The sequence below is a fragment of the uncultured Ruegeria sp. genome, from assembly GCF_947489545.1.
In the GTDB taxonomy this organism is placed as follows: Bacteria; Pseudomonadota; Alphaproteobacteria; order Rhodobacterales; family Rhodobacteraceae; genus Ruegeria.
The window spans coordinates 294593-315361 of record NZ_CANLDZ010000004.1 but is presented as its reverse complement, the minus strand read 5'-3'; the positions used below and the strand labels follow the sequence as shown (position 1 = coordinate 315361).

The following is a 20769-nucleotide window of genomic DNA, read 5'->3' as shown; positions in this document are numbered from 1 at the left end:
CTGCGGGACAACCCAGCCTTTATCAAAGTAAGCCGTGTCCAGCTCATAGATCCCAGCAGCTTCGTTCAACGCCTTGTGTTGAGAGGGAATGGAAAACGTATGTAGGCGACAAATAGTACTGCCGCCAGCGACAGGATCTTTGCTTTTTGGGCCTCACATCTTTCGCCCAGCATCCAAACTGATTCCGTTGATCCTGACCTCTTTTCGGAAAAATCAGGGCTGGTTTTTGGAACAGACACCGTAGGCGCCTGTTCCTGCTGATCTGCCACGTGGCGAATGCGGATGGGGTGAGGCAACTTAACTAGATTAGTCAAGGGCGAAAGCAGAAGTTCGCCGCATGTGCAAAACTCAACTTTTGGTTATGTGATAGGAGGCATTCAGGCAGGAATTTTCAGATCAATTAGTAGCGTCTATCCCCCAGAGCAGCGAAGTCTACCTCATGCCGCGAAAGTCGCTCGGCTATTTGCCTAAAACACTTTGCCCGACAGGTGTTCTTCAAGCAGCAATATCCACCCAATCGTAATAAGCGTCGAGACGATGCCAATTGGCAGAACCGCCTTCATGAACTGAGTGAACGTTACTTCAGCGGCGCCCATCCGGTCGGCCATTTGCAGCACGATCACATTGCTGGCGGCGCTAATGATGAACATGTTTCCGGCCAGGGTCGACACACCGGCCAGCATCATCAGGTTCGGCACATCAAACGAGGGCAACAGCTTGAGGTACATATCCACAAGGGGCACGTTCGAAAACACCTGACTGCCGAAGAAGCTGATCCCGGCAGTGACCAGCGGCTCGTTCATATGCTCGCGTTCTTCGCCGAGCATCGCCTGCAGCGAGCCAGAATCCAGCAGCGCGCCGGTTACGATGAACATGGCAACAAAAAACACCAGCGTTGGCCAGTCCAGCCGAACAAAGGTTTTGGCGCGCGCTCCGTCAAACAGATAGACCGGAAGACAGGCAATTGCCGCTGCGACGCCCAACGGATACCCGAAATCGGAACCAGTGGCGGCCAGTATGCTTTCGACCGTCACCAATACGATCAGAACCGCGATGGCCGAAAGGACGGGCCACTGGGTGCCCTCGGCCTCTTGCACCAGATCAGATTGTTCATCGTCGGGCGTGGAGATAATCATGCGTTTTGACAGCCACAATGCGCTGCCCCCCAAACAGATCAACGTTGGTACGATCAGCCAATGCACGAATGTGACCATCGGAGCCGGCACTTCTCCGCTTGCGGCGATCAGCAGGTTCTGTGGGTTGCCGATGGGCGTGGCCATACTGCCAATGGTCACGGCCACACAGAGCGCCACTAGAAACGTCTTTTGATCCGCTCCGGTTTGACTTGCCAGCATCAGGGCAATGGGCGTGCCGATAATTGCAGCGGCGTCATTCGTCAGAACCGCGGCAACCAGCGCGAACAAGAGCATGAAGGCGACAAGAGACACTCCGGGCGTCCTCCAGCCAACCATCCATCCCGCAATCCGGTGCGAGATACCGTTTTCATACAGCGCCCGGCCAATAGAAAAGACCGAGAACAGATACAGCATGACGTTCCAGTCAATCGCCTGGTACGCTGACTTGGGCGTAATCGTTCCACTGACCAGCAGTACGACAGCACCCGCCGTCATTACGTGCCAGATCTTCAGAAAGGAGGGCAACCATTCGCGAATGGCGATGAGCGTGAAGACGGCGATGGAAACAGCAAGACTGAAGGACAAAGGGATCTCTCCGTTTTCTTGGGATCAGGAGGATTCGGCAGCGGGCTGTTTGTGGGCCGCCGTTTCGGGCATCAGGGTTGCAAAGATGATTGCGCCAAGGATGGACACTCCGGCCAGAAAGTAGAAGGCTAGGTCATAGCTGGCGAACTGTACGATTTCTTCCGCAATCAAGTTACTCGCAGACGCGCCAATACCCACAAGTGTCGCCAAAGCGCCCTGAGCAATGTTGAACCGCCCGGTTCCTTTGGTAACGTCCGAGACAATCAGTATGAACAAGACCGCAAAGATGCCATTTGCTACTCCATCCAGTGACTGGATCGCCACCAGAGCTACTGAGTTGTCCGTCATAGTATATAAGATCGCGCGAACTGGCAGAATCGCAAATGCCATCAGGAACAGAGGTTTACGTCCCCAGCTATCCGCTGTTTTACCGCACAGTATCGCCATGCCGATCATGATGAACTGGGCCGAGATGATGCAGGCCGAGGTGAACGCAATGCCCGATTTTGTATCCCCGCCACTGGCGACCTTTTGGCTGACCAATGGCAGCATGCTGGCGTTGGCGCAGTGAAACAGCACGATCGAAGCACCAAAGACAATCAATGTCCGATTACCTAGTATGGTGGCGAACCCGCTAGGTCTTTCCTCGCCTAAGTCGTCCTCGGCCACGCCACCGCGGGCAGCTTCATGGTCGATATCTGAGGGTTTGATCATAAGCGTGCAAAAGATCATCCCGATACACATGACTGAGATCAGCACAAACACACCATCCACATACCCAGCCAGCGCCAGTCCTGCGGCGATTGCAGCGGCAACCACATTGCCCGCATGGTTCCAGGCCTGATTGGCGCTGGTCTGACGCGTGAACGCACGTCGACCGACAACACCCAGGGTGATCGCCGCTATCAGTGGACCAAGAAAGGCAAGGGCCACACCCATCGTGGCCTGTGCGCTGTAAATGGCGTATTTCGCATCCGAAAATACAAGCATCAGCGCGGCCAGGCCCACAGCCGAGACGCATGCCACCATCAACAGGCGTTTTGCACTCGTCCAGTCAATCAATGCACCCGCCGGGGTTTGCGCCAGAACCGTCACAATCGATCCCAGCGCCAATGCAAATCCGATACTTTGCGGGGACCAGTGCAATTGTGCCAGAAGATAGATCGCAAGATAGGGCCCAAACCCCGCAGTCACATCACCGGCAAAAAAATTAATCCCTAAAAGCGGGCGGTTCAAAGCTTTACTGCTCTGTCCAGTGCTGCTGCCGCCTACCAAGATTCCTCGCGCAAGATGCCCGCCTCCCCAATTTCCTTTTTCCGATCTCAGCGCGCTCACGCCGGGCAGCGTTTGTCACGAATGTCGCTTACTTTGCGTCATCAAACAACCCACGCGTGTTTCTCAATTTGAAAACTATTAGTTAGCGATTTTGTTGTGGGGAACAATTTGGAGTCAGATTGACCCCAGACCCGTTCAATTTGGGCGATGCATTCGTACGCCGCACGAAAGCTGCGCTAATTGCTCCAGCGGCTAAACGCGACACCGAGATTGGGTTCACACAGACGACGGTACGGCTGCTCAAGTTCTCTAAGAGCTGAAATAGCTTGTCCAGATCTGATCCAATCTCGAACCGGACACTGCGGGCACCTACCCGACGTTGACGAGGGACAATATCACATGATGCTGCGCTGCATGCGAGGCCGGCTTTGAGTCCAGATCCACAAAAATGTCGTGCTGCTCGGATGGTAGCTTTTGTCAAATAGTTGTTTCGTTGGTCTCGCAGTTCATTTCCCGACCCGCTGTCACTCAGCCCCAATGAGTAAGAACTTAACTAACGATATTTTCAGTGATTTGGGTTAGCCAAACGGTCACAGAGTTGATTCTAAGGAGTGAAAGGTGTTGCAGTCCTGACCCATATTTTGGATGTTTAATGCCTGCGGCGCAAATCTGTGAGGGACAAAAACCGACAGACCTGCGCGCGAAGTAGTTGAAATTTGTTAGACCGGAACAAAATGGCGCTTGAGGACCCCTTCACAGACCTCAAAATAGAAACGCAATCGACCGGGTTTTACCAAGGGTACAATCTGCCAATTGCTTTGGCCAGCAAGCTCTCGGTGTCGCTGTTGGTTATTTGGGCGTTGGTTTGGCCGTTCTCTGCAAACGATACTCTTCGATCTTGGAAGTCCGGATTGCTGTCCGAATTCAATACATTCTACGATTTTTCAGTAGCGCTGTTTGCATTCTTTTTGTTTATCGTCGCACTCATCCCGGCAACTGGACGCATGCGGCTTGGCGCAGATGATGAACTGCCCGAATTTTCTAACTTCTCCTGGTTTTCCATGATGTTTGGTGCGGGATTGGGTGTGGGCCTGATGGTGTACGCAACGGCCGAGCCGCTAGGTCTGTGGGAAACGAATCCGCTGACCGTCTCGGGCGAGGTGAATTCCAAGAGCGAAGAGGCCATACGAGGGGCATACCGTTACACGTTCCTGCACACGGGTTTCCATGCCTGGGCCATCTACGTTGTAACTGGTCTAAGTCTCGCATACTACGCTTACACCCGTGACATGCCGTTGACGATCCGCGCGGCGTTGACCCCTCTTCTGGGGGAATATGCAAATGGAGTTACTGGTCATGTGATCGACATCCTCGGGGTTGTGGCGACGATACTCGGGGTGGCGGTCACCATCGGCTATGGCGTGTCTCAACTGGTCGACGGCGCATTTCTGATGACGGGTATGCAATGGTTAACGGACAATGCAGATTCCGCGATGAAACCTTCGACTGCGGGTCTGATTGCAGCGCTGGCTTTGGTCATGACTATGTCGACCTTGTCTGCCGTTTCTGGTGTCGGACTTGGTGTGAAATACTTGTCCAACCTTAATCTGATACTTTCGATGGTTCTGCTTGCGGTCTTCATAGCCTTTGGGTCGTTTACCTTTGCGATGACAACATACCTTCGAGCGCTGATCGACTACATCGTCAACTTCATCCCGCTGAGTTTCCAAACCCACAGCCCCGCATCGCAAGAGGAATTTGCATCGGTCCTGCCGGTCGAAGCCGCGCCATTTATAGGTGAATTGTTTGCCGGAGCAACAGATGCCTGGGGAACGAAAGAGACCTTTCTGCAAGCGTTGAGTGATGATGCGGCGGCCCTGCCTGATGCGACCAAAACCGCAGCTTACGATGCGGGCACCCAGGGGCGGTTATTTGAGTGGCAATCTGGTTGGACGACGTTCTACTGGGCTTGGTGGATTGCTTTTTCGCCCTTTGTGGGTCTGTTCCTTGCTCGCATCTCGAAAGGACGTACAGTACGCGAGTTCATTTTGGGGGCAGTTATTGCCCCATCTCTTGTTTGCTTTGGCTGGATGACGATCCTTGGCGGCTCGGCTATTGATCTGGAACTAAATGGTGATGCGAATGGTGCGATCCTCGCAGCCTCAACGACGGCAACCCTGTTTGTCACGCTGAGTGAGATGATCTCGGGCAATTTTTTGACGATCATCAGCATTATGTGCGTGATCCTGACCATGACTTTCCTGGTCACTTCCGCCGATTCCGGGATATTGGTAATGAACACGATCATGTCAGGCGGTGCCGAAGAAACGGACCTTAAACACCGTGTGATCTGGGGCGCTTTGCTGACACTCGTGATCGGAACACTGTTGATCGCGGGTGATGGAGGTTTGGAGGCGCTAACCAATTCAATGATTATCGGTGCGCTTCCATTCAGCGTTGTTTTACTGCTGATGTGCGTCTCATTGGCGAAGGCAATGATCAATGACCTTCGGCGATCAAGCCAAAACGGATGGTCAAGCGCATCGTGAAATCAAGAACCAATGCTGCTGGATTTCCATTGAGCTACTAGTCCTATCCGGATTTGTCATACCCACATGAAGACCTTCAACCGGGTTCATTGCAAACGGCGCTAGGCGGCGTTTACAACGCACCACAGGCATGCTTCAAGCTGGAACCCTCGATCGAGACCAGCTTGGCACGAGATCTGATGAGGAATGGGCGTTCTTTGAACACTTCATCCTCGCTATCCGTGCCACTAAAGGGAGCAAACCGACCAACCACCGCCTTGTTCTGGTTGGGATTTTCTGGATCTCCAGAACCGGCTCCCAGTGGCGGGACCTACCTGAGGAGTTCGGCAAATGGTCCAGCGTTTACCGCCAGTTCAGGCGATGGACTCTGGCAGGGCTTTGGGAGGGTATCCTGGATGCCCTGAACCAAAGCGGAGCCGTTCCCGACGCCCTGCAAATGGTTGATAGCACCGTGATCGGCGCGCACCACCAAGCCGCTGATGCAAAAGGGGGACTCAGGAACAGGATTTTGGCCGCTCAAGAGGTGGGTTTTCGACCAAGATTCACCTCCGTTTCAACGCGCACGGCTTGCCAATGAGAACCGAGATCACGCCGGGGCAAACGTCAGATTACCTTGGCTTTGACCTTGTCATGGCTGACAACCTACCTAAGCCGAAAGTGCTGCTGACAGATCGCGGATATGACGCTGATCCCATTCGGAAAAACATGAACGAGAGCAATATCCAGCCGCAAATCCCGATGCGAAAGACCCGCAAGATGCGTGTTGGAGTGGATCATACGCTTTACCCGCTGCGCAATATGATCGAGCGGTGCTGCAATAAGCACAAGCGCGCGCGCCGTGTCGTAACCCGCTACGACAAAACCGCTGAAAGTTTTCTGGGTTTCATCGACATCACGTCAATCCGTCTATGGTTCCGCCATTTGTCAACATGACTAGCGATTGGAGTCACGGCCTGTTCTGTCGTGATTACGTCGTTCTTGAAGCACGCGTTGAAACAGGGCCTCGGTTTCCGCCTGTCCAATTATGACAATCTGATGAAACCTGTGGTCGCAGAAATGCGCAGGCTCGTGCTGGATGCAGACAGCAGAATTGGAGAGACGATCAAGTGGCAAGCTCCGACCTTCACATACAAGGGCAACATTGCGTGCTTCTTTCCACGTGCCAAAAAACATGCCTCGCTGATGTTTCACAAAGGGCCGTTCATCGAAGGCTAATTTCCCAACCTGGAAGGAGGCGGTAAAGAGGCCCGGAGTTTAAAAGTTGCCAACTTGGAAGAGCTCAAAAACAAGGCCGACGAACTTATGGCTATATGTATCGCCTGGTGCGATCAGCAGGATAGGTGAGAGTCTCACGCAATCAACTCGGTCTTGGCATTGATATTGACATTTAAGCATAAACTTAAATATAAATAGTAATGCCGCCAAGCAAAGCATCATCGGACGTCTTTCACGCCATCGCCGACGCCAACCGTCGGACGCTTTTGGGGTTCCTCGCACGTGAGGCCCGCCCTGTAGGCGATTGTGTCGAAGAACTTGGGATCACCTATGCAGCAGTGTCGCAGCACCTGAATGTGCTGCATGAAGTGGGGCTGGTCGAACGGAAGGTACATGGTCGACAAAGGCTGTACCGGAGCCGGTTTGAACCTCTTCAGGAAGTTCATGACTGGACAGATAGGTATCGTCCTTTCTGGCAGGATCGGCTGAAACGGCTGGGTGATTATCTGGACAAGTACGAGGGTGATAAGTGATGCAGGATCTCCGTCTGACGCTGAAAGAATTTTACCCACACCCTGTCGAATCCGTCTGGCAAGCTCTAACTGATCCTGCGGCCATCGCTGAATGGCTAATGCCCTGCGATTTTCGTCCAATTGCCGGCCACCAGTTTTTTATTCGAGGCACCGCGACAAACAATTGGCGGGGGTTTACGGAGTGTGTTGTCGTCTTAGTCGAACCGCCACGACGGATGGAGTGGCAATGGGCCAGCGCGGACATTCCTGAGCCGACCTGCGTGCGGTTTGAACTGGAACCCGTCGATGGCGGAACTCAACTCACTCTGAGCCACAAAGGGATGACCACACAGGCCGATATCGAAAGCCTGTCACAGGGATGGCCCGTGAAACTCAAGCAATTGCGCGTTTGCCTAGCGAATTCTAACTGATTGTTGTGGGAGACAGATTATGACTGGATTCAGCAGAACCTTTGAAATCAACGCCTCCGCAGAAGAGGTGTACCAGGCCATTACCATGGGCATCACGCATTGGTGGACAACAGGGTCCGGGAGTGCCTCACAAGTTGGCACTGTCTTTGCAACCCGGTTTGGTAAGACGTACAACCACATCAAAGTGAGCCAATTGATCGCAAACCAGCGGGTCGAATGGGACATTGAAGAACATTTCCATGACAACGAATCCCTGACCCGGGATGATGAATGGACAGGAACGAAAATCCATTGGAACCTGTCTCCCGTAGGGGAAACCAAAACCCGGCTGAGTTTCACACATGAAGGTTTGGTCGAAAGCATGGAATGCTGGGAGATTTGCGAGGCAGGTTGGGACTTTTTTCTATTTGAAAGTCTCAAGACCTACCTCGAAAGCGGCAAAGGCCAACCCTTTCAGCACGAATGATGTCAATATGACGTGGCGCTATTGCAGCGTTGGTCAATTGAGTCCGCTTGACCCAAGGACGGCAGGTTTGTCCCCGCACTCAAGCTAATAAAACTATGAACTCGCGCCCATAGCGAATGCCGGGAAAGCGGGTTGCGGCTGAAGCATCTTGAGGGTTGGCCGAAGGTCTGGAACGGGCCGCTTCCTCTGGAACGAAATGTGTTTCCCGTGCAGTTGTAGCGCTTGCTCAGGCGGCGGAAGTGAGCCCATAGTAGATTGCTGGATGATCTACACATATCTGTTCAGTGGATTTCATGACGACGAATCCACCTGTTTCTTAGATCCGATTCTTTGAACAAAAAACAATCGTCAGAGGCATGCTTCCAGCCATCCACAGAACGCCCCTGACACGTATTTCGCAGCCAAACTCCTCCGGATTTTGCGCGCATTCGAAGGCAATCATGAGTTAGTTTCGGTCAAATAAACTTGATATTCATTCAGTTGTTGGTTCCAAGAACGCCGATAATCAAAAGCTACTTGTCAAACCCTCAAAACCTTAGCGAAAGGCAGGACATACCACCATCCAGCTTTGCGCAGTCGGTATTGTCGATCTCAACGACCTTATATCCTTCACGATCCAGCAACTCTGCGGTGCGTGGGAAGCCTGCAGCCATCATCACCAGATTGTTGAAACGGATAGCATTGGCGGCAGCTTCTTCCCCATCAGCAACATGCAGCACCCGGTAGCCCTCAAAGCAGCCAGATGCATCCAACCGCCGGGTTGACAGGATTGTCTCGGCATCCATCAGCGAACAATCTGTCTTGAAGTGCAAAACGCCTTCGGGCGTAAACACCTCGCGCAGTTTGTGGCCCCACTCGGAGGTGATTTTAGCCAGCTCGGTGACACCTTCAGCGTCAGTGCGGTCTGAACGGCCCACCAGTATTTCGCGACCAGTTACAAGGATATCCCCACCCTCGATATGACCAGGGCCTTTGATTTCGAAGACAGTTTCGTAGCATGCATGAAGTGTCGAGGCCATTTCGGCCACCTCACCCATTCGCGATGGTGCACCCGGCCGCATCAGCACAGCACCCTGCGGCAGGCAAAGGGCTGTGTCCTCGACAAACTGCGCGTCAGGGAACGCATCAAGGGGATCAAGTTCGATCACCTCAGCTCCGGTGCTTTTTAGTGCTGCCACGTAAGCCTTATGCGCCGCCATCATCCCGTCGAAATCCGGATTTCCGATATCTTCTGCACGCAATCCGCCAGCTATGGTCGGAGCCGGGCGACGGGTGACGGCGTGGGAAAACTCAAAGGTCGGGTCTGACATGTTCAATCTTTCTGAGGTTCGAATTTCGAGGCGGTGACTTCGATCATTGACGGACCATCCAAGGCCGCGATTTTGCGCAACGCGTGCGCGACGGCCTGTGGTTCGGCTTGAGCCGTGGTGAAGGGAATGCCAAATGACTTGGCCGTTGCAGCAAAATCGGGGGGCGAGGGATCACATCCTATGACTGATACCCCCACATCCTGCATCGATGCTGCAATTTCCCGGTACCCGTGATTGTTCCAGATCACGAAAGTGACCGGCAGATTTTCGTCTACTGCTGCCATGATTTCAGGCAAAGAGAACTGCGCGCCTCCGTCACCGATAATGCAGATCACCCGTGCTGCAGGATCGGCGATTGATGCACCGATGGCCGCGGCTACCCCATAGCCGAGCGCCCCATAACCCGTCGCTGCGTTGAACCAGCCACCGGCCCGGTCGTGGTCATAGAAAAGATTGCCGGCATAAATTGGTTGGGTGGAGTCTCCGACTATTAGCATATTTGGGGCCGCAGAGCGTATCGCATTCAGGATTTCTACCAGATGGCGATACTCGGGACCAATTTCCTCCCAGGCGGCGTCGCGTGTCTTGCTGGCACGGTCCGCACCATCGCTTTGCTTTGGCTTATGCGGCAAGGCCTCAAACAGCGCCGGCACAACCAGGTCAACGTCACCTTGGATGGTGAGTGCTGCCTCATGTCGTGTTAGTTGATCGCTGCACCGATCAACCCGTATCAGGCCTGACAGTTCCGCAAATTGACCGGTGGCATACATGTCATAGTCGGTCGGCCCCAGCTCCGTTCCCAGGGCCAGTACGCAATCGGCGCTTCCTATTAGTGCGCGTACCGCGTTCAGGCTGGGGCTGGCCGGAACGGTCAGGGAATGTCCGTGCATCAGGCCGCGCGCGTTGACGGTTTGCACCACGGGGGCATCCAGAGCTTCGGCCAGTGCTTGCAATCCGGCCTCAACACGTTTCGCGCCGCCACCCGCCAGAACGACAGTTTTCTTCGCTTCAGCCAGTTGCTTTGCGGCTTGTGTGATCAATACCGGGTCGACCGGGGGCTCTGGATCGAATGTCCCAACGGGTGTTTCCTGATACTCCGCCGCTGCGATATCCAACGGAACCTCGATATGTACGGGCCCGGGGCGACCGTTTGTGAGGCTGTGAAAAACACGGTCCAAGATCGGGTCCAGTGCTTTGGTGTCAGCAACTTGCTCGGATACCAGCGCAACCGTTTTAGCCAGCCCAAGTTGGTCAGGCAATTCATGCAGATGTCCTAAGCCCTTGCCGAGCGATGCGGTTTTGTTGACACCGGAAACCACTAGCATTGGTACTGAATCGGCGCGCGCCTGGGCCATCGGCGTCAGCGTATTGGTCAACCCGGGGCCGGTGATCACAAAGGCCACGCCCGGTTTGCCCGAAACACGCGCATAGCCATCGGCCATAAAGCCCGCACCCTGTTCGTGCCTGGGCGTAACATGGCGAATTCCCGAGGCCGCGAGCCCTCGGTACAGCTCAACCGTGTGAACGCCCGGAATTCCGAAAACGCAGGTCACACCCCTTTGGCGAAGCTTGGCAACCAGAGCTTCGCCGATTGTAATTCCGTTCATGCAACCTCGCGTGATTTGCTGTTGGCGTGATCGATGATGCGATCGATCGCGGTGGCAAAGCCGGTGTCGCTGATGGTCAGCGCGACCCGCACCCAGTCTTTCAGGCTATCCCCAAAGGCAGATCCTGGCATGACAGCCACCCCGGCCTGCAACAGGTCCCATGCATACGCTTCGCCATCCAGCCCGGTGGCGGAGACGTTAATGAGGGCGAACATTCCCGCTTCGGGTCGGTGAACAGTCAGATCCGTTTCCGCTTCAAGGCGATCGGCCAGCAGGGTGGCGCGCCCTGAGAAACGGACGGCCATGCCGGGGGCCACCTCGGACCCGTCGCGGATCGCCTTTTCCGTCATGTCTGCGATGAAAGGCTGATTACCAAAGAGCATGGTCTCGGAGTACGGCAGCAGCGCTTCACAGAATGCTGCGGGTCCGACACACCAACCGCTGCGGAACCCCGGGGCAGCATGCGACTTTGAGATTGATGATACGCCTATGACACGATTCACCAACTCCGGATTGGCTAAAGGCGAAACGAATTGGGCACCGTCAAAGATCAGTTCTTCATAGACCTCGTCCGAGATGATCCACAAGTCATGCGCAATCGCAAGCTGCCCGATCTCGACAATTTCGGCAGCGGTCAGGATCGCGCCCGTCGGGTTGTGCGGTGTTGTCAGAAGAATGGCGCGGCTGCGCGGAGTGATGCGGGCCGCGATATCTTCGGCCTGCATGCTAAATCCATGCTCGGGCCGCAGCGGAACGGGCACCATTTCCGCCCCAGATGCACGAACGACACCTTCATAGGTCGCGTACATCGGATCGCCGACTAGAACTTCGTCACCGGCCTCTGCAACACCGGCCATGGCTGCAAATAGGGCGGTTTGCGTTCCGGGAAAGCACAGAAAGTTCTCGGGTCCGAACGCCCGCCCGCGAGCGGCTGAATAGCGCGCAGCAAGTGCGTCAAGCAGCCCGGCTTCGCCGCGCCCATTGGAATACCCTGTCCGCTGTGCTCGCAATGAGGTTACTGTAGCTTCGGTCAATGCTTCCGGCACAGGTACATCCGGCTCTCCAATCGTCATTTCGACGATATCCGCTCCGGCTTTGATAAGTTCGCGCGCTTTCAGGTGTACGCCCCACTTGGTGCCACCCAAGCCCGCTAACCGTTCTGTCACCGATGTGGTCTTCATGACTGCTCTACCTCTTTGGTCAATGGAATCCCGACGATGGCGCCGACAGAATCCAAACCGATCTGCGCCAGTTGGCCTTCGGAAAAAGCATCCGGAAGCGCGCCTCCTTCCAGCCAGAGGCCGTCAATCACCGCGTTGCAGGCAATGGCCAGCTGCGTTGCTTCCGATGCTTCGACTGACCGCCCGGTTTCTTGCAATGCGGCGACGATCAGCTTTTCGAGGTGATCCCGGAAGTAGTTATAGGTTTGCTGGTGGATGCGCTGCATTTTCGCATCATGCTGCACCTTGTTCAGGAAACCGGCCCACAAGGCCACAGCGCTTGGATCAACGATTGGTGGCCGCAGCGATGCGTCAACGAAGTTGGTCAATTGAGAAACCGCGCTTCCCTGTCCTGACGAAGCAGCTGTCTGATCGGTCAGCGTATTCATGTGGTGTTCATATGCGGCCTGAACCAGCTCTTCCTTCGACGAGAAGTAGTGCCGGATTAACCCTTGCGTCACGTTCGCGCGGGCAGCGATCTCTCGCACCGTGGCACCCCGAACGCCCATCTCGGCGATCAGGTCCAAAGTTGCCAGTATCAGCGCCTCGCACCGAAACTCGGCAGACTCACGTTTGAATTTGCGGCTGTCGTCCTGCACGTCAGTGTCATCCATGGCATGGAGTTATTATACACTTGCATAATTGCGAGATTCGGGGCTTACTGCAAGCTGAAAATCAAAAGATTCTTGGATATGGACACAGCCAAAGAAGTATCACCCACACTCGAAGCAGCCGCATCCAATGAGGCGATAAAGGTTGAGGACCTGCACAAATCCTTCGGTACGCTGGAGGTTCTGAAGGGTGTGTCCCTGACGGCTAACAAGGGGGATGTTGTTGCCGTCATCGGGGGGTCGGGTTCTGGCAAATCCACTATGCTGCGCTGTATCAACTTCTTGGAAACGCCAAGCTCGGGAAAGATCACCATCGGCGGTGAGCTGGTTGAAATGCATACCGATGGTAGCCCCTCCAACCGCCGCCAGATTGAGCGTATCCGTACGCGGCTTGCCATGGTTTTCCAGCAGTTCAACCTGTGGACGCACCGTACGCTTTTGGAGAACGTGATCGAAGTGCCGGTACATGTCCTCAAGGTTCCAAAGGCAGAGGCTATCGCGCGGGCGCACGAATTACTGAAGAGGGTGGGGCTCGGGGACAAGGCCGACACCTATCCGGCCTATCTTTCAGGCGGTCAGCAACAACGCGCTGCCATTGCCCGGGCGCTTGCAGTAGACCCTTCGGTAATGCTTTTTGATGAGCCCACCTCGGCACTTGACCCCGAGTTGGTGGGTGAAGTTCTCACTGTAATCCGCGATCTTGCTGCGGAAGGGCGCACCATGCTGCTTGTCACCCATGAAATGAAATTCGCGCGCGAAGTCGCCGACCACGTCGTCTATCTCTTCGAGGGCCGCATTGAAGAGCAGGGGCCACCTGCCGAGGTCTTCGGTAACCCAAAATCAGAACGGCTGAAGCAGTTCCTCAGCTCAGTTGCCTGATCCAGTCAAAACAAACGAATGAACCAAAAGGGAGTAATGAAATGAACGTCAAGAAACTGCTCGCGTCCGGCCTTGCCGCCGCTATCCTTTCGGCTGGTGTCGCCAGCGCCGAAGAGGTCAAGATCGGCATTGCGGCCGAACCTTATCCGCCATTCGCTTCGCTGGACAGCTCAGGCAACTGGGCGGGTTGGGAGATTGATGTAATCAATGCTGTTTGCGCAGCTGCGGAACTTGACTGTGTTATCACGCCGGTGGCCTGGGACGGTATCATCCCGTCGCTGACCGGGCAGCAAATCGATGCCATCATGGCCTCCATGTCGATCACCGAAGAGCGGCTGAAAACCATTGATTTCAGCGATCCCTACTACAACACACCTGCGGTCATCGTCGCAGATAAATCGATGGATATCGAAGCGACTCCAGAGTCGCTGGCTGGTAAAGTTGTTGGCATTCAGGCTTCGACCATCCACCAGGCCTATGCGCAGGAATACTTCAAAGATGCCGAGCTGCGTGTATACCAGACTCAGGATGAGGCTAATCAGGACCTGTTCGCGGGCCGCATTGATGCCACCCAGGCCGACAGCATCGCCATGGCTGATTTTGTGAACTCGGATGCCGGTGCCTGCTGCGAAATCAAAGGCGCAGTTGCAGATGATCCAGCCATTCTGGGACGGGGTGTTGGTGCCGGTGTGCGCAAAGGGCAGGATGACCTGCTTGCGGCGTTGAACAAAGGCATCGCAGCCATTCTGGCCGATGGCACACATGAGAAGATCACCTCGAACTACTTCACAGCCAGCATCTACTAAGCTGCTGTGTCCGGACTGTTAGACTCACTAGGTTTGGCGCAGAGCGCAGAGCTTCTGTCGCTCTCGCCACCGGGGTGGGGGGCCAATTTGCTGCGCGGATTGTCTCACTCATTGCAAATCGCTTTTGGTGCGTATGCGCTTGGCCTCGTGATCGGATTGTTCGGAGCTTATGGCAAACTTTACGGCGGGAAGGTCACGCGCGATCTTCTCGCCATTTATACAACTGTGATCCGGGCTGTCCCGGAACTGGTTCTGATCCTGATCCTGTATTACGTAGGATCTGACATCATTAATAAGATCTCCGCCGCAATGGGCGGTGGGCGGGTCGAGGTTAATGGTGTTGCCGCGGGCATTTGGGTGCTGGGTGTCGTTCAGGGCGCATACGCGACCGAGATTCTGCGCGGTGCGATTCAGGCGGTTCCACCCGGTCAGATCGAGGCCGCCAAATCCTATGGGATGCCTGCCATTATGACCATGCGCCGCGTGACAATCCCGGCCATGATGAGCTTTGCTGTACCTGGTCTGGCCAACCTGTGGCTGATTGCAACCAAAGACACCGCGTTACTTGCCGTTGTGGGCTTTAACGAACTGACGCTGGAAACCCGACAGGCTGCCAGTAGCACACGCGCCTATTTCACCTTCTTTCTGGCAGCGGGTTTTCTCTATCTCATGGTCACGCTGTGCTCAGGCGGTATCTTCGCCCGGATTGAGAAATGGGCCCGTCGCGGCCAACCCTCTCTGAAGGGAGGGAGCAGATGATCGATTTCAGATCGCTGATGCAGCCACATCGCATCGTGATGATGCTGATATTCGCCGGCATCGTTATCTGGTGCGCAGTATCGCTGCAGTGGGACTGGATGCCGAAGTACGTCCCGCTGGCCCTCCAGGGCATTTGGACGACAATCTGGCTGTTGGTTGTTACCGTTGTTCTCGGTTTCCTGCTCGCGATCCCGCTTGGGTTGGCGCAGGCGGTTGGGCCCTGGTATCTTGCCGCTCCTGCGAAGGCATTTTGCACCATCATCCGTGGCACGCCGCTGCTGCTGCAGCTTTGGCTATTGTACTATGGGCTAGGCTCGCTCTTCCCCCAGTTTCCTTGGATTCGTTCGTCAGAACTCTGGCCTTATCTGCGACAGGCGTGGCCCTATGCAGTGCTGGCGCTGACGTTGTCCTATGCCGGCTACGAAGGCGAGGTCATGCGCGGTGCCTTCAAGGGGGTCGCCAAGGGCCAGCTAGAGGCCGCCAAGTCCTTCGGAATGCCACGGCTGACCATGTTCCGACGTATCTGGCTGCCGCAGGCGATCCGCAATGTTCTTCCGACTTTGGGTGGTGAAACCATCCTACAACTGAAAGCCACGCCGTTGGTTGCGACCATCACTGTTGTCGACATTTACGCGGTGTCTTCGCGCGTGCGGTCCGACACGTTCATAATTTATGAGCCGCTCATACTTTTGGCCATATTCTATATTCTCGTTGCGGGTGTGATAGCTTTGGGTTTCCACTGGCTGGAAGTAAAGGTCCTTGGGACTGGACGTCGCAACGGGGCTGTCGGTTAGTACCGGCCAGAAGCCGAAGCCTAAACTCACTGCCTACAGGGTCGCGCTTCTTAACGAATTGTCCTGACCTACTGGCGTTGCGAGTATACCGGCAAGGCGGTCAATTGAAGCGGCATAGAGAGGGCCAGTATTATCTCGCGAAGTGCTAGTTCAACGAGTCGTTTGTTTTGCGCTCGCAGCGAATGGCTGGTTTGACGGGCCGCGCTGCAGCATCGAGGTTATGTGGTGAAGGTCTCAGGAGAGCCCAAACCTACAATTTTGTCATGACGCGGCGATTGGCCGAAATTGGATCTCTCTGTGTCGCATAGATCAAAGCAAGTTATGAGTTTCAGTCCAAATTTAGTTAAACCGGATGACGAGGAAGCGGCGAAGTGACCCCGAAAACGTCAGACACATGCTCGATGCCTGGAGCCTTCAATCTCAGAAAGGGATATGATCTTGAAACGTTCAAGGCAGCCTTTGATGCGTTCTGCGACCATCTAAAACAAACTGGGTATCTGCATTCACACCGACTTTGGCAACGCGCTTACCACTCCGGTTACGACACCCGTTTTCCAAATGCTAGAATCGTTATCGAAATGCGTTTTCACAGCCACCAGGCCTCGCTGGATGCTTGGGGCTATGTTGAAGATCACTGTGAACCCCTACGGAGTCTGCATGTTGCCATGAACAAACAGGTCACGGAAACCCACTTTGTGCTGCTGCATGAGGCTGGATCAAAAACGGTGGAAGACTGCGGCTAATGTCAGGAGTGTCCGCAGAGCTGCCACTCACGATAATTCGCTGAATGTGCACCAAAGTCGGCTTTCAAGCTGCGTCACGTGCTTCGCCTCGCGGGACGTTGTGATCGGATCAATACACTCTCAGTTCAGCCGCCCATAAAATGTCATTCGGGCCGCCTCGGAAAGCTCGATGCCAGGCTCTGCATTATAGGCCAGCACCGCCAGAATGCGCGTCAGGTCTCCTTCGTTCGGTGCGACCCGATGTATCGAATTGCGCCCACGGAAGAATACGAGTGTCCCGGCTTCAACAGAGACGGCTTCCACTGGTTTTTTTCCGTCCAGGATTTCGTCAACCTTCTCGAATCCCATCTCACCTACATCGGCATCGCGGACAGCATTGACGTACTCGAATGTTCCGCCCTTTTCTGGCGCCTGCACCATCAGCGTGATCGCAAAAGACGAATTGTCGAAGTGCCAGCCAAGCTCTTCTCCCTTCTCTGCAAAGTGTAGGTTGATAGAGGACAACGGGTCGGCATATTCGTGCATTGCCTCTTCGCCCAGGACATCGCACAAAAAGCTGCGAAAAACCGGGGCGTTGTAGAGCGTGCGCAGGGCCGAATTCTGCGGCATCAGGTCGTCGGTGATGCATCCCTTGGATGAGGTCACAAGTCGGTTGCGCGCGTGATCATCAGGGAAACTTTCATCCTTGTGGGTCAGATAGACATTGTGCTGCTTCGTGGACTTGAAGACTTTCTCCTTGTTGGCAAGGCCTTCATCCCGAACCGCATCAATTGCTTGCTTCTGAACAAAGCGAGGCATCAGGAAAACGCCCGTATGGTCGAACTCTTTCTTACAGGCCGCCCGAAATTCGGCGTCATCAATTGGAAAGGTGTTGAAGTCGATAATGTCGCGCAGTTTCATGGATATCTCCTGCGTTCGTGTTCCTTCAAAAAAAGGATAATCAAGGTCAAAGAACAAATAAAACTGTTTTTGTTGCCGTGGGGATGGAGAATCTCATTCAGAATCCATGACCAAGATAAAACTCAAGCAATGTCGTTACTTCAGAGCCGTGGGCAGACTGCCGGCATCGCATCGGCGTGTAGGTCGTAAGTATCTCGCAACCCGCTGCGGCCCAAGCTATAGCCAAATCGGAAGACCAGACCAGCCTTGTGCTGTTTCGGCGTTTGCACGCGCGCGGCATGGAACTGACGGCGCAAGGCATTAAATTTCAGCTGCCAAGTACACCCGCCCAATCGCCTGATATACTTTCATGATGGTTTCCATGGCCGTCTCACATCGGAAGAAATTTTGGGACTTTTGCTTCGAGGTACTTGCAGTCTAGTATTGGCGAGATTTCAATACGCCTTTGCCATGGCAATGAGTGCAACGTACGTCTCCGCTCTCGTAATTATGCCCGCCAGAGCCACCGCAGACATGGCACCCTTCTTCAACGGAGGCGTTACTGGAAGATCCAACATCATCAGGTGAAGCAACCTTTTTGAAAGTTGATTGCTTAGTTTTCCTTCCGCGAAATCTGGATGGGCTAACCTTCGGTTGGCCAGCCAACGCTTGCTCCCGTTTGTTCCGGTCGCCACCAGAGTTACGTTCCAAGAGTTTAGCAGTCTGCAAATCTACCCCAGGCCATCGTTTTTTGAGTGCCTTATCATCCATGACAGCCTCTATGGAGTTAACTCTCAACTGATGCTCAATTAGCCATTCAATTGCGCTACGATATAAGCCAATACGCGCCGTCGATGGTCCGCATCAAACCCTGCGCTTTCGGTTGAGCAAGCCATACTTGACGGCCCATGAGCGAAACGATCGTCGTCTGCGTTTGTCTTGCTTCATCGTCCGCTTCGGCTGTACGCCGCCCTTACGGTTGAATTCGAACACGTCGATAATCCGCTCAGCGCAGCCACAGGCTTCGCCCATGCCAACCTTAGCGAAATAGAACTTTTCGAAACTTTCCGGGTTTTGCATGGTGATCCTCCTGCACTTTGCACTCTGTTGGAAGATAGGTTTCAAATCAACTCTTCGGGATTTGCCCGGACCCACAGGTAGCTCCGACCGCATCAGCCGCATTGAAATGGGAATGAAAGCACTTAACTCGGTGACATGATAGTCCTCATCGCACTTTCCATCCTATGCGGCATCGTCTGCGCCTATATCGCCAACACCAAGGGCTTAAGCGTCGGACTGCACACGGCCTTTGGCGTAATGCTGGGTCCAATTGGGATAGTTATCACACTGATGTGCAACAGAGCCAAACGTGGCCAAGTCTAATCTGAAAATGCGGTAGGACCTGAAGGCAGGCGGCCCGGGGAGGATCGGGCCGCCATTCTCAAGAAGCAGTTTAGCCGTTATCTGGCGGCAGTATGCCCGCTTCTTGCGCAATCTGAATCTCGCTCTGATCCAGAGAACCATCTCCATTGGCGTCCATTGCCGTAAAGGTATCGGCATCAACGTCTGGCGCAACAACCTGCACCTCTTCAATGGTCAAAACGCCATCTCCATTGGTGTCCGCAGATTGCGCGGCGACCAGTGTGGGCAATCCAAACGCGACAGTTGCAAGTGCGGTGATATATTTAGGTTTCATTGCATTGGCTCCTAAGCAAAAGCTGAGTGGTTGTGTCCGGACAGGCACCAGAAACACCCAGACGCATCGGGCGTCACCCATGCGGAGTTTGCAGGACGATTTTGCGCCAATCTCCGCGTGTTTGTGAGAGTCGCGCCTGCAAACACCTGCTCGGCAAAATTCCCCCACTGCGACTAGGCGGTTAGTATCCGAGCCAAAACATGTCGCACGGCAAGGCTCCGCTGAGAATCCGCAGACTCGAAATGCGGGTCTGTGAGGGAGTTGAAAAGTGTTAGGTGGTCCATTAGTGCCCGAACCGCATAAATTCGCCTGCCGGGTATATCTGGGGGCTCGACGATGAAATGATGGTTTCGACTAGAATACAACCGTTTGGAATGCGGAAGTTCCACTATTTCCAACCTGCGGAATAAGCTTTCCGAGTTTGAACAGATAGTGTCAAAAGTGGATTTTTAGTCGGTTTTTTGGTATTGTTGTTCCATTATTTAAGGAGGTGTTTTTATGGCTAGTGACTTCTCACTTGAAATCGAATTCTCTGGCGGACTTTCAGTGACGCAACAGGCAGCCTTTACGTCTGCTCGCGACCGGTGGCGCGAAGTAATCGTCGGAGCTTTGACGCCTGTCGTCGTAGACGGACAACAAATTGATGGATTGGTAATCGAAGCGCAAGGAATATTCATTGACGGTCCGAGTGGCGTTCTTGGTCAGGCGGGTCCAACCATTCTTCGAGATGACAATGACCTTCCAGCAAGGGGGTTGATGTCATTTGATACGGGCGACTTGGCCGAGATGGAGACCAATGGCGGTCTGACGGATGTAATCCTGCACGAAATGGGCCATGTGCTGGGCATCGGCACGCTGTGGAGTTCTGACTTCTTCGACTTTATCGAAGGATCTGGCGGGGATGATCCAGCCTATACAGGCCCCAACGCTTCACGCGAATATGGCGACTTGCTCGGACAAGGAACCGCAACGAAAGTACCGATTGCAAACACCGGCGGCCCGGGAACACGCGAGGGCCATTGGCGTGAAAAGACATTCGCCCATGAATTGATGACAGGATTCTTGTCGGGAGCAACGCGACCGCTTAGTCGCATGACCATCGGGACATTGGAAGATTTGGGGTATGAGGTCGATTATAGTCAGGCCGATCCGTACGCATTGCCCGATTCAAACCTCTTGGCGATGATTGCTTTGACAGCTCCCACGATTCCATGTTGCCAGGTAATTCGCACGAAACCTGTTCGATTGTCGGAATGGGAGAATGGTTAATTGCGTAAGACCCTGCTTGTATCAACT

The 20769-nt window shown here is 54.3% G+C and carries 22 protein-coding genes; 13 read left to right on the top strand and 9 right to left on the bottom strand.

Annotated features, from left to right (window positions below):
- Positions 1 to 467 precede the first annotated feature (467 nt).
- Entirely contained in the window at positions 468 to 1721 is a 1254-nt protein-coding gene (locus tag Q1B13_RS08630; RefSeq protein WP_299079514.1) for an SLC13 family permease, read from the bottom strand.
- Between the two features lie 24 nt (positions 1722 to 1745).
- A complete protein-coding gene (locus tag Q1B13_RS08625; protein WP_299079511.1) occupies positions 1746 to 2957 on the bottom strand; it encodes an MFS transporter in 1212 nt (403 codons plus the stop codon).
- A 773-nt stretch (positions 2958 to 3730) separates the two neighbouring features.
- Here Q1B13_RS08625 and Q1B13_RS08620 point away from each other — a divergent pair.
- From Q1B13_RS08620 to Q1B13_RS08595, 6 genes are all read left to right on the top strand, one after another.
- Positions 3731 to 5545, top strand: a complete 1815-nt coding sequence (locus Q1B13_RS08620; RefSeq protein WP_299079508.1) for a BCCT family transporter — start codon at positions 3731 to 3733, stop codon at positions 5543 to 5545.
- 130 nt (positions 5546 to 5675) lie between these two features.
- A protein-coding gene (locus tag Q1B13_RS08615) for an IS5 family transposase (RefSeq protein ID WP_299079506.1) occupies positions 5676 to 6478 on the top strand; the annotation gives its coding sequence in 2 pieces (ribosomal slippage) (positions 5676 to 6024 and positions 6024 to 6478; 804 coding nt in all).
- 102 nt (positions 6479 to 6580) lie between these two features.
- Positions 6581 to 6760, top strand: coding sequence for a DUF1801 domain-containing protein (locus tag Q1B13_RS08610; protein WP_299079505.1), 180 nt, complete (start codon positions 6581 to 6583; stop codon positions 6758 to 6760).
- A gap of 200 nt (positions 6761 to 6960) precedes the next feature.
- On the top strand, positions 6961 to 7293 hold the full coding sequence (locus tag Q1B13_RS08605) for a metalloregulator ArsR/SmtB family transcription factor (RefSeq protein ID WP_299079503.1): 333 nt from the start codon (positions 6961 to 6963) through the stop codon (positions 7291 to 7293).
- A complete protein-coding gene (locus Q1B13_RS08600; RefSeq protein ID WP_298934074.1) occupies positions 7293 to 7703 on the top strand; it encodes an SRPBCC domain-containing protein in 411 nt (136 codons plus the stop codon). The genes Q1B13_RS08605 and Q1B13_RS08600 overlap by 1 nt, the downstream gene beginning before the upstream one ends.
- A 19-nt stretch (positions 7704 to 7722) precedes the next feature.
- On the top strand, positions 7723 to 8169 hold the full coding sequence (locus Q1B13_RS08595; protein WP_298934075.1) for an SRPBCC domain-containing protein: 447 nt from the start codon (positions 7723 to 7725) through the stop codon (positions 8167 to 8169).
- A gap of 527 nt (positions 8170 to 8696) precedes the next feature.
- Here Q1B13_RS08595 and Q1B13_RS08590 read toward each other — a convergent pair.
- Genes Q1B13_RS08590 through Q1B13_RS08575 form a run of 4 tightly spaced genes read right to left on the bottom strand, consistent with a single transcriptional unit; the run spans position 8697 to position 12920 of the window.
- Positions 8697 to 9479: a dimethylarginine dimethylaminohydrolase family protein gene (locus Q1B13_RS08590; protein ID WP_299079501.1), complete on the bottom strand. Its 783-nt coding sequence runs from the start codon at positions 9477 to 9479 to the stop codon at positions 8697 to 8699.
- A gap of 2 nt (positions 9480 to 9481) precedes the next feature.
- Positions 9482 to 11086: a 5-guanidino-2-oxopentanoate decarboxylase gene (locus Q1B13_RS08585; RefSeq protein ID WP_299079499.1), complete on the bottom strand. Its 1605-nt coding sequence runs from the start codon at positions 11084 to 11086 to the stop codon at positions 9482 to 9484.
- On the bottom strand, positions 11083 to 12267 hold the full coding sequence (locus tag Q1B13_RS08580) for a pyridoxal phosphate-dependent aminotransferase (RefSeq protein WP_298934078.1): 1185 nt from the start codon (positions 12265 to 12267) through the stop codon (positions 11083 to 11085). The genes Q1B13_RS08585 and Q1B13_RS08580 overlap by 4 nt, the downstream gene beginning before the upstream one ends.
- On the bottom strand, positions 12264 to 12920 hold the full coding sequence (locus Q1B13_RS08575; RefSeq protein ID WP_299079496.1) for a TetR family transcriptional regulator C-terminal domain-containing protein: 657 nt from the start codon (positions 12918 to 12920) through the stop codon (positions 12264 to 12266). The genes Q1B13_RS08580 and Q1B13_RS08575 overlap by 4 nt, the downstream gene beginning before the upstream one ends.
- A gap of 78 nt (positions 12921 to 12998) precedes the next feature.
- Between Q1B13_RS08575 and Q1B13_RS08570 the strand changes: the two genes are divergently transcribed.
- The 5 genes from Q1B13_RS08570 to Q1B13_RS08550 all read left to right on the top strand — a co-directional run bounded on the left by Q1B13_RS08570 (position 12999) and on the right by Q1B13_RS08550 (position 16898).
- Positions 12999 to 13796 (top strand): ABC transporter ATP-binding protein, encoded by a 798-nt coding sequence (locus Q1B13_RS08570; protein WP_299079493.1) that lies wholly within the window; start codon positions 12999 to 13001, stop codon positions 13794 to 13796.
- Positions 13797 to 13837: 41 nt separating this feature from the next.
- A complete protein-coding gene (locus Q1B13_RS08565; protein WP_299079490.1) occupies positions 13838 to 14602 on the top strand; it encodes a transporter substrate-binding domain-containing protein in 765 nt (254 codons plus the stop codon).
- Positions 14603 to 14608: 6 nt separating this feature from the next.
- Complete coding sequence (locus Q1B13_RS08560) at positions 14609 to 15361, top strand: ABC transporter permease (protein WP_299079487.1); 753 nt, start codon at positions 14609 to 14611, stop codon at positions 15359 to 15361.
- The gene (locus Q1B13_RS08555; RefSeq protein ID WP_299079485.1) at positions 15358 to 16155 is read left to right on the top strand and encodes an ABC transporter permease; all 798 of its coding nucleotides are present in this window, start codon (positions 15358 to 15360) and stop codon (positions 16153 to 16155) included. The genes Q1B13_RS08560 and Q1B13_RS08555 overlap by 4 nt, the downstream gene beginning before the upstream one ends.
- Positions 16156 to 16526: 371 nt before the next feature.
- Positions 16527 to 16898, top strand: a complete 372-nt coding sequence (locus tag Q1B13_RS08550) for a DUF6614 family protein (protein ID WP_299079482.1) — start codon at positions 16527 to 16529, stop codon at positions 16896 to 16898.
- A 120-nt stretch (positions 16899 to 17018) separates the two neighbouring features.
- Here the strand turns inward: Q1B13_RS08550 and Q1B13_RS08545 are convergent, their stop codons facing one another.
- Entirely contained in the window at positions 17019 to 17798 is a 780-nt protein-coding gene (locus Q1B13_RS08545) for a 2OG-Fe(II) oxygenase (RefSeq protein WP_299079479.1), read from the bottom strand.
- A gap of 843 nt (positions 17799 to 18641) precedes the next feature.
- Positions 18642 to 18857 carry a hypothetical protein gene (locus Q1B13_RS08540; protein ID WP_299079476.1) on the bottom strand — a complete coding sequence of 72 codons (216 nt, stop codon included), beginning with the start codon at positions 18855 to 18857 and terminating at the stop codon, positions 18642 to 18644.
- A 135-nt stretch (positions 18858 to 18992) separates the two neighbouring features.
- Between Q1B13_RS08540 and Q1B13_RS08535 the strand changes: the two genes are divergently transcribed.
- A complete protein-coding gene (locus Q1B13_RS08535; RefSeq protein ID WP_299799771.1) occupies positions 18993 to 19160 on the top strand; it encodes a hypothetical protein in 168 nt (55 codons plus the stop codon).
- Positions 19161 to 19230: 70 nt separating this feature from the next.
- Here the strand turns inward: Q1B13_RS08535 and Q1B13_RS08530 are convergent, their stop codons facing one another.
- Entirely contained in the window at positions 19231 to 19473 is a 243-nt protein-coding gene (locus tag Q1B13_RS08530; protein ID WP_299079473.1) for a hypothetical protein, read from the bottom strand.
- Positions 19474 to 19971: 498 nt separating this feature from the next.
- On the opposite strand from Q1B13_RS08530, the gene Q1B13_RS08525 reads away from it, so the two are divergent.
- Positions 19972 to 20742, top strand: coding sequence for a leishmanolysin-related zinc metalloendopeptidase (locus Q1B13_RS08525; protein ID WP_299079470.1), 771 nt, complete (start codon positions 19972 to 19974; stop codon positions 20740 to 20742).
- The last annotated feature ends 27 nt before the right edge of the window (positions 20743 to 20769 follow it).